The organism is Gelidibacter mesophilus DSM 14095, assembly GCF_000423005.1.
Lineage (GTDB): Bacteria > Bacteroidota > Bacteroidia > Flavobacteriales > Flavobacteriaceae > Gelidibacter > Gelidibacter mesophilus.
On sequence record NZ_KE383968.1, the window covers coordinates 386481 to 401096 of the forward strand.

9 protein-coding genes are annotated in these 14616 nt (G+C 37.4%); all 9 read left to right on the forward strand.

Going from position 1 to position 14616, the window contains the following annotated elements; translation table 11 throughout:
• The 9 genes from G525_RS0119695 to G525_RS0119735 all read left to right on the forward strand — a co-directional run bounded on the left by G525_RS0119695 (position 1) and on the right by G525_RS0119735 (position 14493).
• Positions 1-372 (forward strand): ApeI family dehydratase, encoded by a 372-nt coding sequence (locus G525_RS0119695; RefSeq protein ID WP_027127680.1) that lies wholly within the window; start codon positions 1-3, stop codon positions 370-372.
• On the forward strand, positions 359-1588 hold the full coding sequence (locus G525_RS0119700) for a DUF2062 domain-containing protein (protein WP_342662775.1): 1230 nt from the start codon (positions 359-361) through the stop codon (positions 1586-1588). The genes G525_RS0119695 and G525_RS0119700 overlap by 14 nt, the downstream gene beginning before the upstream one ends.
• A complete protein-coding gene (locus G525_RS21505; protein WP_051210034.1) occupies positions 1581-3998 on the forward strand; it encodes an MMPL family transporter in 2418 nt (805 codons plus the stop codon). Before G525_RS0119700 ends, G525_RS21505 begins: the two co-directional genes overlap by 8 nt.
• Positions 3999-4080: 82 nt before the next feature.
• On the forward strand, positions 4081-4965 hold the full coding sequence (locus G525_RS0119710; protein WP_027127682.1) for a cupin-like domain-containing protein: 885 nt from the start codon (positions 4081-4083) through the stop codon (positions 4963-4965).
• Positions 4958-6637 (forward strand): acyl-CoA--6-aminopenicillanic acid acyl-transferase, encoded by a 1680-nt coding sequence (locus tag G525_RS0119715; RefSeq protein WP_027127683.1) that lies wholly within the window; start codon positions 4958-4960, stop codon positions 6635-6637. Before G525_RS0119710 ends, G525_RS0119715 begins: the two co-directional genes overlap by 8 nt.
• Positions 6634-7923: a flexirubin biosynthesis putative acyl-CoA ligase FlxY gene (flxY, locus tag G525_RS0119720; RefSeq protein WP_027127684.1), complete on the forward strand. Its 1290-nt coding sequence runs from the start codon at positions 6634-6636 to the stop codon at positions 7921-7923. The genes G525_RS0119715 and flxY overlap by 4 nt, the downstream gene beginning before the upstream one ends.
• A 20-nt stretch (positions 7924-7943) precedes the next feature.
• Complete coding sequence (locus G525_RS0119725) at positions 7944-8783, forward strand: alpha/beta hydrolase family protein (protein ID WP_027127685.1); 840 nt, start codon at positions 7944-7946, stop codon at positions 8781-8783.
• A 159-nt stretch (positions 8784-8942) separates the two neighbouring features.
• Positions 8943-12650, forward strand: coding sequence for a ShlB/FhaC/HecB family hemolysin secretion/activation protein (locus G525_RS0119730; RefSeq protein WP_027127686.1), 3708 nt, complete (start codon positions 8943-8945; stop codon positions 12648-12650).
• Between the two features lie 25 nt (positions 12651-12675).
• On the forward strand, positions 12676-14493 hold the full coding sequence (locus G525_RS0119735; protein WP_027127687.1) for an SLC13 family permease: 1818 nt from the start codon (positions 12676-12678) through the stop codon (positions 14491-14493).
• Positions 14494-14616: the final 123 nt, after the last annotated feature.

Sequence of the window (14616 nt, forward strand, 5' to 3'; positions counted from 1 at the left end):
ATGTTAATAAAAAACTTCTACAAAGTCCTATCCTCTAAATCGCTCGACGGAAGTACATTTGAAACAACCATCGCCATTCAAAAAGAACATCCCATCTTTGATGGCCATTTCCCTAGTTTTCCAATAACTCCAGGCGTTGCAATGCTTCAAATAATAAAAGAACTCACAGAAACACAGTGTGACCAATCCCTATTTTTAGAATCGGCGTCCAATGTCAAGTTTATAGCTTTGGTCAACCCCAAGGAGAATACCCGCTTAAAATTCCATATCTCTTTTCAGGAAGACCAACAACATATCAAGATAAAAAATACCACTTCTTTTAAAGACGGAACACCAGTATTGAAATGTAATGTTACCTTTGTCAAACCTTAACACTGGTCTGAAATTGATGGCGCTCCCTGAAATAACATCCAAACTACTAGCTTTTCGCTGTTGTGTGGTCTTGCCAACATACAACAACGAGAAAACATTAAGACGCGTTCTTGATGGTGTTTTGGAATTTACACAGGACGTCATTCTCGTCAATGACGGTTCGTCGGATGACACGTTGCGAATCCTAAAGAGTTATCCACAGATCATTCAACTTCATCAAATTAAAAACACAGGAAAAGGTCATGCTCTAAAAATTGGATTTAAACATGCGGTCAGTTTAGGGTTTGATTACGCCATAACTTTAGATACTGATGGCCAGCATTTTCCATCAGATATTCCAAACTTTATTGAAGCGCTTGATGCTTCAGAAGATAAGAAGATCCTAATTATTGGTGATCGTAATATGAATACTGCGGATGTTTTGGCACGAAGCGCCAAAGGCAATCGGGTATCTACTTTTTGGATGAAAGCCGCTACCGGATTGAAGTTGCAGGATTCACAGTCCGGATTTCGCTTATATCCCATCAAGGACATGGACGGGATTAAATTTATGGAGGCCACTAAAAAGTTTGAATTTGAAATTGAGGCCATTGTAAAATCCTATTGGGCAGGCATTGCTATTGTTCATGTGCCCATTGAAGTATTATATGATATGAAAGAGCGGGTGTCGCACTTCCGCCCATTTATGGATATTGCAAGAATGGTGGTGCTTTACACTTGGTTCCTGATTTTGAGACTTTTTTACATAGGTCCCCGAAATTTTTATCGAAAATTAAAAAAAAAAGGCCTTAAACGATTCTTCCTTGAGGATTTTCTAAGAAATCAGGATTCTCCAAAAAAGAAAGCACTTTCTATTGCATTAGGTGTCTTTTTAGGCTTGTCGCCACTTTGGGGGTTTCATACCGTGATTGTCATTTTCTTGGCCATTTTACTAAGGCTCAATAAGCTCATTGCCTTCGCCTTCTCCAATATTAGTTTCCCTCCATTTATTCCATTTGTACTGTTACTAAGCTTGGAAACGGGGAATTGGGTGTTGGGTATTGAATCTCACTATACGCTACAGGGCATTAAAGAGAATTTTGATTTAATGCGGCATCTAGAGGCTTATTTGGTAGGAAGCTTGGTGCTTTCCACCAGTTCGGCCTTACTTTTTGGCCTCTTAGGCTATGTGTTTTTTTCGATAATTGATAGAAAAAAAGTGTTAATTCATGGCTGATTTTTTCTATACTCTTTATAAACTCATTCAAAGTGTAAAGCTGGTCTTTGCCGTTGTATTGGGGATTATTTTCGGCGCGCTTATCTGGATAGCCTCGACGATTAAATTTGACGAGGATATTTCAAAATTGATCCCTACAAATTCCGAAAACGAGCAGCTGCAAAAGGTTCTGAAGACTACCCAATTTGCAGACAAAATTATTGTTACTTTTGAAAAGGACATCAATGGATCAACCGAGGATTTAATAAATTATGCCACACAATTTTTAGATTCACTCACTGAACATTCTGGCGAATATGTCAAAAATATCCAAGGTAAAATTGCGGAGGAATCTATTTTTGAAACCTTAGATTTTGTCTATACCAACGCTCCACTCTTTTTAAAAACATCCGATTACCTTAATATTTCAAACAAGTTGCCTCCTGACTCCATTGCCAAGATCACAGAAAGCAACTATAAAACCTTGATCTCACCATCTGGAATCGTAGCCAAAAAAACCATTGTCAAAGATCCATTGGGAATTTCTTTAATGGCCATAAAGCATCTCCAAAAACTAGGAATTTCTGATGATTTCACACTCAAAGACGGCTTTTTGGTCAGCAAGGACGAACACGATTTATTATTATTTATCACTCCTCACTACCCAAGTAATAATACTTCGCAAAACGGAATTTTTTCTAAGCAGCTCTATCAACTCCAAGAGCAATTAGACATAATCTACAGCGGCAAAATTAAAAGCTCCTATTTTGGCGGAACGCTCATTGCCGTAGCCAACGCCCAACAAATCAAAAAAGACATTCTGGTCACGGTCACTATTGCCATGATTTTACTTATGACTGTTTTTATAGTTTTCTATAAAAAATTGACCATCCCTATTATTTTGTTCGTTCCCACAGTTTTTGGCGGTCTGTTGGCCATTTCAGTGTTATCGATAGTTCGGACTGAAATCTCCGCAATTTCCTTAGGAATTGGAGCAGTACTTCTTGGCGTAACCTTAGATTATTCGCTACATATATTGACCCATATTCGGAACAATGAAACCTTGGAGGAACTTTTTAAGAGTGTTTCAAAACCTATTTTAATGAGCAGTTTAACCACGGCGTTGGCATTTTTATGTTTATTGTTTGTTGATTCTCCAGCACTCCAGGATTTAGGTGTTTTTGCCGCAATTAGTGTGATTGGAGCCGCAGTATTTGCGCTAATCTTCATTCCACAAGTATATAAGGGAAGTTCCACAAAAACTTCAAAACCATCATTGTTTGATCGTTTAGCATCTTATGGATTCCATAAAAACAAAATTCTTATTGGAGGTGTTGCTGCCCTTCTTATTTTAAGTGGTTTCACCTATCATCGCGTGCTATTCAACAAAGACATCTCAAACCTTAACTATCAACCACAACATCTAAAATCTGCGGAGACAAGATTGGATAAATTGATCAACATTTCCTCAAAATCATTATATGTAATTGCTTTTGGAGAGCATGAACAAGAAGTTTTGGAAACGAATGATGCTATTTTCGAGACCCTCCAAAATTTGGAAAATGACCAGAGCATTTTGAGCTATAACTCCGTTGGCGCTTTGGTCTCTTCAAATAAAAAACAACAAGAAAATATTCAGCGTTGGAATCACTTTTGGACTTCAGATACTAAAGCGCAAACAGAGTCGAATTTGATTTCTAACGGCATTAAATTTGGATTTAAGCCACATACCTTTCAGGAGTTTTACAACCTTTTAGAACATGACTTTCAACCCATAAGCATTAAAGATTATAAAAAGATAAATGTCATTCCCATTGATGATTTTATTTCCAAAGATGACAATTTCTTGACGATTTCTTCAGTGGTCCATGTTGACGACTCTAAGATTCAAAAAGTAAAAAATGCCTTTAACAATTCAAAAAATGCTGTGGTTATTGACCGTCAAGCTATCAATGAGAGCTTTTTGGGACATTTGAAAAATGACTTCAACAATCTTCTCATGTATTGTTTTATCGCTATACTGTTACTATTGTTCCTATTCTACAGAAATATAAGATTAACTTTAGTTACGGTCATTCCAATCCTCATCACTTGGTTCATCACCATCGGGATTATGGGCGTCTTTCGATTAGAATTCAACATCTTCAATATTATTATTTCTACGTTTATTTTTGGTTTGGGTGTAGATTATAGTATTTTCATGACCAATGGAATGCAATCGGGTTCCTCATCAATGGCAACACATAAAACGTCTATTATTTTGTCCGTTTTAACGACAATTTTAGGAGTTGGCGTTTTGATTTTCGCAAAACATCCCGCCCTGCATTCCTTGGCAACCATCTCGATAATTGGAATTCTTGCGGCGATGTTTATTTCGTTTGTAGTACAACCGCTATTGTATCATTTGTTAATTTCGAGAAAACATCTTTGAAAATCAGTGTCATCTACAAGAGAATTTAAGCAGAGATAATCATAAAACTTTAAGTAATTTGTAACCCCCAAAAGGGCTTCATATGGGAACAATCAAAACATCACCAATAACCAGAGTAAAATCCATCAGAAAGGAAGATTTTATCGAAAATTACTTTAAACCACAAAAACCGGTTTTAATAGAGGAGCTCTCTAAAGATTGGCCTGCTCATAAGAAATGGAATTTGGAATATATCCAAAGTTTGGCTGGAGATCAAATTGTGCCTTTATACAATAATGAACCCACCAAAGGCCGTCAAAACTCTGTAGTGCCAGCAAAAAAAATGAAGCTGTACGATTATATTGAAATCCTGAAAACGCAGCCTACTGATTTGCGTATGTTTTTCTATAACGTGCTTCAAAAAATGCCACAATTACTTAACGATTTCACCTATCCTGATATTGGGTTACACTTTTTTAAGAAATTACCGGTCATGTTCTTTGGTGGCAAAGGCTCTAAAGTTCTGGCCCATTACGATATGGACCTGGCAGATCTGGTGCATTTTCATTTTCATGGACATAAGCAGGTGACGCTTTTTGCACCAGAACAGGCTAAGCATCTCTATAAAGTTCCTTTTACTGTCCATAATCTTGAAACAATAGATATGGATAACCCAGATTTTGAAACCTATCCCGCATTACAACTGGCGGAAGGTATTTCAGTTGAAATGAAACACGGCGACGCTTTATATATGCCTAGTGGCTATTGGCATTATATCACTTATTTGGATGGCGGATTCTCGATAACTTTACGCGCCTTTCCAAGAAAAGTGGGACGTTTGGCAAAATTATTTTCAAACATTGTTTTTATGCGGACGTTTGAAAATTTAATGCGTCGCACCATGGGCCAAGGTTGGGTGGATTATAAAGAAAGCAAGATGGTAAATTGGATGAACAAAAATTACAGAAAAATGCATCGTGATGCATAAAACGCGTCATTTCAGTAATTTTCTTTTTTGCGCCCTATTTGCGTTGTCATTGGCATCTTGTGGAATTAAAAAATCATTAACACATCTTCCTGATGTCAGTTTTTATAATGGTAATATTCCCGAGCGCCTCAAAATCAACGATTCCACTTTTTCAGTAGGGCATAACTTTCTGACCAAAAACAAACAAGGACTTTGGGAGCTTTTTGTGGAAGGTGATCCATTAGAACGCGGACTCATTTCAGGACGCTTAACAGAAGAGCTGATCTATAAACAAGAAGCTGTTTTTTTAAATAAAGTCAAGAATTTAGTCCCTTCTGAAGGTCAGCAAAAATTCTTAAGGAAATTTCTTTCTTGGTATAACCGTAAAATGTATGTCTATGTGCCAGAGGAATTTCAATCTGAGCTTTACGGAATTTCACGTTATATGTCTGATGACTATGATGCCCTCGCAACCCCTTATTTAAGAGCACTATATCTTCACGGCGCCCATGATATTGCACACGCCCTGAAAGATTTGGCCCTTGTAGGCTGCACTTCTTTTGCCGCTTGGGGCGAAAAGACTGAAGATGGCCAATTGCTCATTGGTAGAAACTTCGATTTTTATGCGGGCGACGATTTTGCCGAAGATAAAGTGGTCTCCTTCATCAATCCTGATGAAGGCTATAAGTACATGTCCATTTCTTGGAGCGGATTTATAGGTGTCGTTTCGGGGATGAATGAGAAAGGTTTGACCGTTACGATAAACGCTGGGAAATCTAAAACACCTTGGATTGCAAAGACACCAATCTCAATTGTTACTCGTGAAATTTTGCAATATGCTTCTAATATTGAAGAAGCGGTTGCAATAGCCAAAAAACGTGAAGTTTTTGTGTCAGAAGCCATCATGGTAGGAAGTGCCAAAGACGATAAGGCGGTGCTCATTGAAGTGTCACCAAAGAATTTTGGCGTTTACGAAGTAGAAAATTATGAGGAGTTGATATGTTCCAACCATTTCCAAAGTGAAGCTTACAAAAGAGACCGCCGTAACAATAAAACCATTGAAAACAGCCATTCACAATATCGGTATGACCGGATGTTACAGTTGCTTTCTGAAAATGATAAACTGAATCCCGAAAAAGCGGTGTCCGTGTTGAGAAATATGGACGGCCTAAATGATAAAGCAATTGGGTATGGTAATGAAAAGGCCTTAAATCAACTTTTAGCACACCACGGCATAGTTTTTAAACCTAAAGAATTAAAAGTTTGGGTATCCTCAAACCCGTATCAATTAGGCGAATTTGTGGCTTATGATTTGAATACCGTGTTCAACGATAGAAGTGAGACTTCTCCAACGGTGAGTGTATCAAATCAGGAATTGAACATTTCAGAAGATCCATTTTTAAATACGCAAGCCTATAAAAATTACGAGGCCTATCGGATTTTAGAAGCCAAAGTAGAGCAGGCTATTGATCATAAAGAAAAACTTGACGACAGCACCCTTCAAAAATTGTCAGATTTAAATCCGAAGTATTGGAAAGCCTATTATCTTGCAGGATTATATTATTATAATCACAAAGACTATAATCAGGCGTTTCAAAACTTCGAAAAAACAACTCATAACGACATAGCCACGCGCACAGAAGCAGAAATAGTGACCAAATACCTTAAAAAATCCAAAAGAAAATCAAGATGATTCCTGAAATAGAAACAAAATCGGCAATAGAAATAAAAATATTCCAGGAAGCAAAACTCAAAATTGCCTTGGAATATCTATCCGAAAATTCTCCTTTCTATAAGCGGCAATTTGAGAACTACGCAATTGCGCTATCTGACATTCAGACGCTTGAAGATCTGTCAAAAATTCCGGTGACCACAAAAGATGATATTCAACAATTTAACGACAATTTTATTTGTGTTCCAAAATCAAAAATCATTGATTATGTGACGACTTCCGGCACTTTGGGAGATCCGGTCACTTTCGCATTAACTGATCCTGATCTGGAACGTTTAGCATATAATGAAGCCATTTCTTTCGCTTGTGCGGGCGTTTCTTCTGAAGACACACTGCAATTGATGACCACAATAGACCGACGTTTTATGGCAGGTTTGGCGTACTTTTTAGGTGTTAGGAAATTAGGAGCGAGCATTATCAGAGTGGGCGCTGGAGTTCCAGAATTACAATGGGATTCCATCATCAAATTCAAACCCACCTATCTCATTGTCGTTCCTTCTTTTTTGCTTAAACTGATTGAATATGCAAAACAACATAACATTGATTTAAATGCTTCTGGCATCAAAGGAGCCATTTGTATTGGAGAAGCTTTCAGAAACGACGATTTCAGCTTAAATACCTTGGGCAAAAAAATTACAGCACATTGGAATATTGAATTATTTTCTACCTATGCCTCGACAGAAATGAGCACCGCATTTACAGAATGTAAGGCACAACAAGGTGGACATCTGCACCCTGAACTCATCATTGCGGAGCTTTTGGATGATCAAAACCAACCAGTAAAAGAAGGTGAGATTGGCGAACTCACGATTACTACCTTAGGCATTGAAGCCATGCCATTGTTGCGTTTTAAGACTGGCGACATGATGAAAGCCCATAAAAAACCGTGTACCTGTGGGAGAACGACACTACGATTGGGACCGATTGCTGGCAGAAAAAAGCAAATGATAAAATATAAGGGCACCACCTTGTATCCACCAGCCATGGAGAATATTCTCAATAATTTCAGTACTTTGGAATGTTTCGTTATTGAAATTACCCACAATGCCATTGGAACCGATGAAATTTTAATCAAGATTGCAGCACAAGAACCATCAGAATTATTATTAGGTCAGATAAAGGATCATTTCAGAGCCAAATTACGCGTTACTCCAAAAATTGAATGGTGTGATAAGTACCTAATTGATGCCTTGCGTTTTCCTAAATTAAGCCGTAAACCCATTTTAGTGATTGATAAAAGGAAATAATGCCGTAATTTTATCGGTATATGATACAAAAAAACCGCATTTTAAAAAGAGATGGTAAAAAACCTATCCTATGGGATGCCTTTTTTACAGCCAACGAAACCCAGAAACCTTTAGTCATATTTTGTCATGGGTACAAAGGATTTAAGGATTGGGGCGCTTGGGATTTAGTGGCAGAAGCATTCGCTAATGCGGGTTATTTCTTTGTGAAATTCAATTTTTCACATAATGGCGGAACGATGGAGCAACCCATTGATTTTCCTGATTTGGATGCCTTTGCTGAAAATAATTACTCAAAAGAATTGGAAGATTTAGACGCAATTATCAATTTTTTACATTCCACATCAAACCCCTTTCAATCGGAGATTGATCCTAACCAGCTCATCCTTATCGGCCATTCTCGCGGGGGCGGCATTGCCATCTTAAAAGCTTCGGAAGATAATAGGATCACACAGCTGATAACGTGGGCAAGCGTGAGCGATTTTGGGAAAAGAACAGCAACTTCCGGCGAATTGGAGCAGTGGAAAAAAGAGGGAGTGAAATATGTTCTAAATGGCAGAACCAAACAGCAAATGCCCCATAACTATCAATTTTATGAAGATTTCAAAACTCATGAAACCCGATTGAACATTGAAAACGCAGTTAAAAACCTGAACATTCCACATCTCATAATTCATGCAAATGACGATCCTTCGGTAAAATATAGAGAAGCAGAAGATTTACACGCTTGGAATCCAAAAAGTATCCTATTTCCTATTGAAAAAAGTGATCACGTCTTTGGAGCTTCTCATCCTTGGCAAGACAGCACACTTCCAAAACCATTGGCGACTGTGGTTCAAAAAAGTATGGAATTCATCAATTAAGAGATATTCAATAGCCCACAAGATATCCTATACAAACATTGCAGTTAATAATTATTTCAAATGGGTACGCCCATGTTTGAAACAATTTATAATATGCAGACATTTCTGAATCTTTACTACTTTTTGTAAAGTCCTCTAATTAAGAATGATATAATTTTTATGATAGCAAATATTTTGAAGTTTACAACGCATAGGGTATTGATAGTTTTATCAATTTTTACCCTTGCAGCTTGTGCCACCTATAAACCACAATCAAAAATTGCCCAAAATGATGATTCGTCCTCCAAAAAACCAATACATACATTCTTTGTTGCCGGTGGACTTGGAACTGCCGAACCTGATTCAAATCCTGAACTCCAAAAACTTCTAAAATCATATCTGGACAAGGCTGGTAAAGAAAGCACCTTACTCTACACTGGCGATTATATTCCAAAAAAAGCGGATAAAAAAACAAGAGAGACTTATATTAATACGCAAGTTGAAATCGCCAAAGACTTTAAGGGGAAGACCGTTTTTATACCAGGACATCACGAATGGAGCAGCAATAACACTACTGAAATAGAGTGGGTGGAAGATTATCTAAAAGATAATAATATTAAAAATTTTGAGGTACAACCTACAAATGTATGTCCTTTAGAGTATGTTGAAGTCGATGAAACGCTAGACATTCTATATGTCGATTCTAACTGGTTCTCCATCAATTGGGACCATGTTGATGGCATGAATAAAAAATGTACAGATATCAACACCAAACGTAGATTTAATGAAGCCTTTGAAGGTTATATTAAAGATTCAAGAGGTAAAAATTTACTTATTGTGATGCACCATCCAATTTTTAGCAATGGTAAATATGCCGGAAATGAAACATTTTTAGAAAGCATGTTACCCTTACCAATAGTTGGAAATATTGTTCATGAGATTAATGATTTGGGAGGTTTTTCAAAACAAAGACTCAAATCCCATCGCTATAACTATTTGCGTACTGTAATCAGCTCCTTGGTGCAAGACAATGACCGGGTGACTATTGTATCAGGCCATGAAGAAAGCTTGCAGTACTTGGCCAGTGACCATATCCGTCAAATTATAAGCGGCTCGTTAGGCTCGCGCACGGGCACCAAAATGTCTAAAGGTTCCATTGCCAATATTGGTGGCACCTTGCATTACGATGGGAAATTTTCCTATGGTGAAAAAGGATTTGCCATAATTAATTACTATGATGATGGTACTTCAGACGTTAATTTTATCACTGAGGAGGATACTTTTACCTTTGAACTCAATAAAAAAATCATTAAAGAAGAGAAAGAATACCCAATTCCATCATTATCTGGAACTACTAAAACACTAGCTATCACGACCGATAAAGACAAACTTGATAAGTCGGGCTTTTATAAGTTTATTTGGGGAGATCGATACCGTACTTATTTTGGAGTACCAGTTACTGCGGATATTGCCATCCTGGACACGTTGTATTCTGGAATGCAAATCACAAAACAAGGTGGTGGACACCAGTCTTTCTCGGCACGGCTTGAAGATGACTTAGGCAGGGAATATGCCATGAGAGGGCTTCAAAAAGACGCCTTAAAATTCTTGCGTTTTAAAGTTCCAGGAATTGCCTATGTGGAAGAAGATTTTGAAGGCACATTTGTCGAAACTATGGTCTATGACTTTTTCAGCACCACGCATCCTTATATGCAATTAGTAATCAATCCGTTGGCAAAATCGGCGGGTATCAATCACGCCAATACCCAATTGTACTATTTACCCATACAACCTGGGTTTAAATTGTTAGGAGATGATTATGGTGACCAATTGTATTTTATTGAAGAACGTCCAATGGACAAGCAAAAAGATTATGAAGGTTACAATCGCGCCAATCCTGAAGAAAAAGGAGAAGCCGTAAATTTCGAAAGTACCACAGACGTTCTTGAGAAATTAAACAGAGATGCAAAATATACTATCGATCAACGCGCCTACATTCGTGCACGGTTATTTGATATGCTCATTGGCGATTGGGACCGTCATGAAGACCAATGGCGCTGGATAGAATTTGAAATCAGTGAGGACGATGTACGGTTTATTCCAATCCCAAGAGATCGTGACGCGGCCTTTTCAAAATTTGATGGAGTTGCTATTCCAATCATTAAAATGCTAATGCCCGATGTCCGTTTTTGGCAATCTTATGATACTGATATAAAAAATGTAAAATGGTTTAATGCTGAAGGAAACAACCTAGATGTCGCATTTTTAAATAAACACGATGCGTCCGTTTGGGTAGAAGAAGCAAAAATAATCCAAGCAGGTATGACTGATGCGGTTATTGACCAAGCCTTTACAAGATTACCAACAGAGGTACACGATGAGGCCTCTGAAGACATCAAAAATAAACTTAAGGGCCGATTAAAAAACCTTGACGATATTGCAAAACGCTACGGTGACAGAATGCAACAGGTGGTAGTCATTCATGGTACCCATAAAGATGATAAAATAGAAATTACGCGACTTCCACAAGGAAAAACAAAGGTAGTTTTGAAGCGTTTAAAAACCGATGCCCCCAATCCTATATTCTTTGAACGTACTTTTGATAGAGATGCAACCAAAGAACTTTGGATTTATGGTTTAAACGATGACGACCAATTTGAAGTGTCTGGAGAAGGTGATCATGAAATCATGGTCCGTTTGGTTGGTGGTCATGGCGATGATGTCTTTGACATCAGCAATCGTAAAAAACTTAAAGTCTACGATTGGAGGCATGAAAAAGCTGAGTTTACCGATAAAACACCGGCAAAACAGTTTACACCGCTCTATGAAACCAACACTTTTATTTATAGAGAATTTATAGAGAATTCCAACGTATTCTTTCCAAATGCAGGTTATAACTCTGATGATGGTGTATTTTTAGGAGCAACAGACACTTATACAAATCATGGTTTTAATGGCGAAGATTATCGATACAAACATTATCTTTCTGCTAATTATTACTTTAACTATGGCGCTGTAGAGGCGGAATATGTGGGCCTATTTGCCAATATTATCCCTAATTGGGACTTAGAAACTATTGGATATTATACAAGTGCAAGATTTGAAAATAACTTTTTTGGTTATGGCAATGACACCTCTTATGATGAGGACGCAGTTGGAAAAGATTTTAACCGGGCACGTATAAAACAGATAAAATTGAGATCCGGTATATCTTACCGAAGCATCCATTTTCATGCACTTTTTGAAAATTACAGTGTGGAGGATAACTCAGAACGAATGTTTAATTCTATTGATTTTAATGAAGATGTTTTTCATACTCAAAATTATATAGGTGCTGAGGCCGATATATTATATGAAAATGCCGATGCTATGGACTTTCCAACGCGCGGTCTTTACTTTAAAGCGGTATTAGGATACAAGAAAAACTTAAAGTTGGATAACAATCAATTTGGATATGCAGCCTTAAAATTAGGTTTTGATAAGAAATTAATCCCGTCAGGAGATGTGGTGTTGGGTTCTAAAGCTGAAATTAGAACTAACTTTGGTGAAGACTATTTATTCTACCATGCGCAAACAATTGGTGGTGATAATGGATTAAGAGGCTATAGAAATGAACGATTTGCAGGAAAATCATCCTTTTTTCACAGTACTGATCTAAAATGGCGTATAAAAAAATACATCACTGCGGTAGCACCTATTACCATAGGGGTTTTTGGCGGCTTTGATTATGGTCGTGTTTGGATGCCAGATGAAGATTCGAATACTTGGCATAACTCTTTTGGTGGCGGATTTTGGATAGGCAGTTTAAATGCCTTTTCAGTAAATGCGGGATATTTTGTATCTGAAGAAGATTCGATCTTGCAAGTAGGCTTAGGTTTTGGTTTTTAATTAATCTGTTGATACATATGTTGCTATGAGTTTTGAGATCATTCTTGTATTCATCATTCTTGGAGTAACTATCCTACTCTTTGCAACAGAAGCTTTGCCCATTGATAAGATTGCATTCCTCATCATTGTGGCACTCGTTTTATCCGGCCTGACTACCCCAGAAGAAGCTATAAGTGGTTTTTCAAGCCCCGCAACCATTACTATTCTAATGCTCATGATTTTGGCCATTGGATTGGAAGAAAACGGAGTTATCGATCTTTTGACCCAGTCCATCAAAAAATTGAAAATCTTACCAATGGTATTAATGGTTCCCGTGTTTATGTTGATTTCGGCATCTATTTCGTCTTTTATAAGTACCACCGCTGTGGTGGTCATTTTTATAAAAATTATTGCACAACTGTCAGAGAAATACAATTTTTCTGCACCCAAATTATTGATGCCAATTTCCTTTGCCGGCATTTTAGGAGGAAGTTGTACTTTGATGGGAACCTCAACCAATATTTTGGTAAACTCGGTAGCCAAAAAACTTGGTGCAGAACAGTTTACATTTTTTGAATTCAGTTTTTATGGTCTTATTTTATTAGCGGTGGGTATTGTATTTATGACCTTCGCAAGCCGATGGTTACCAAAAACCAATAGCAATGATCTCACTGAAACATTTGTTGACAACACCTTCCTATTTACCTTAACCGTAAAGCCAGAATCGAAACTTATTGGCACGGCTATTTCGGATGCCAAATTTTATGAAAACCCTGATATTAATGTATTAAAGCTTATTCGTGAGGATATTGTCAATAACAATCCAGGTCCCAATACCACGTTAAGAGCTAACGACAAATTAGTGGTTTTGAGTGATGTTAAAGCCTATGCGTCTATTTCAACAGATGATTTTACACTCACTGCGGAAAATGAATTGCATATTCCTGAAGAGATGGATAAGGAACCAGAAAATGAAAAGAATGCCTATAGCTATGTTGAATTATTGATTCTTCCAGGGTCAGAATTTATTGATAAATCGTTTTCTGAAGTTAAAAGTCTTCTTTTCAATGTGGCAAGACCCTTAGGCATTCAAAACAGAAAACAATTTCAAAAAGGTATGCGGTTAAACCTGCCAAAAATCATAAAAAACACAAACCTTCAGGCAGGAGATAAATTACTTCTTAAAGCAAAGGAAGAAGATTTTAAACATCTCTATGCTATTGATAATACCATTGTGTTGCGGCATCATGAAGAAGATTACAAAATAAATCCCTATAAGCGCGCCATAAGTCTATTCGCCTTGATTATGGTGGTAGGATTAGCTGCAAGTGGCGTCCTGTCCATACTTGCCAGCACCTTATCCGGTGTTGCCTTGCTCTTAATCACAGATTGTATCAATTTGTCAAAGATTTACAAAAAAGTCAACTGGCAAATTATTTTTTTATTGGCTGGGATGATTCCTTTAGGGATTGCCATGCACAATTCTGAAACAGATACGTGGATTGCCAAACAATTGTTGGACTTACTTACGGGACAAAATAACATCATTATTTTAGGCGTACTTTTTGGAATTACAATGCTCATGAGTGGCTTTATCTCCAACAATGCTACCGCGGTCATCATAACACCTATAGCCATTACGCTTGCCGCAGGATTGAACTTGCCCGCAAAACCATTTATTCTAGCGGTCATGTTTGCCGCCAATTTTAGTTTTTTTACCCCAATGGGCTACCAGACCAACACCTTAATTTACGGAACTGGCGCCTATAAATTCAGGCACTTCTTAATCATTGGAGGCTTATTATCCATCGTATTATTAATTGTAGGCACGCTGTTATTATCTACCATGTTGAATGGTCAATGATTTCAATAGTTTAGACTTAATTTATTGCGATATCCTAAACTTGGACTACTATAATATCGTTATTCGGCAAAAATTGCACAGATGTAAAAGTGTTACGCTTAGCTTTAGTAATTTTAAGGTTTC

Excerpts from the sequence above, each read along its gene's own strand:
- G525_RS0119695 (WP_027127680.1), top strand. The coding sequence starts at position 1 with ATGTTAATAAAAAACTTCTACAAAGTCCTATCCTCTAAATCGCTCGAC.
- G525_RS21505 (WP_051210034.1), top strand. The coding sequence starts at position 1,581 with ATGGCTGATTTTTTCTATACTCTTTATAAACTCATTCAAAGTGTAAAG.
- G525_RS0119710 (WP_027127682.1), top strand. The coding sequence starts at position 4,081 with ATGGGAACAATCAAAACATCACCAATAACCAGAGTAAAATCCATCAGA.
- G525_RS0119715 (WP_027127683.1), top strand. The coding sequence starts at position 4,958 with ATGCATAAAACGCGTCATTTCAGTAATTTTCTTTTTTGCGCCCTATTT.
- flxY (WP_027127684.1), top strand. The coding sequence starts at position 6,634 with ATGATTCCTGAAATAGAAACAAAATCGGCAATAGAAATAAAAATATTC.
- G525_RS0119725 (WP_027127685.1), top strand. The coding sequence starts at position 7,944 with ATGATACAAAAAAACCGCATTTTAAAAAGAGATGGTAAAAAACCTATC.
- G525_RS0119730 (WP_027127686.1), top strand. The coding sequence starts at position 8,943 with ATGATAGCAAATATTTTGAAGTTTACAACGCATAGGGTATTGATAGTT.
- G525_RS0119735 (WP_027127687.1), top strand. The coding sequence starts at position 12,676 with ATGAGTTTTGAGATCATTCTTGTATTCATCATTCTTGGAGTAACTATC.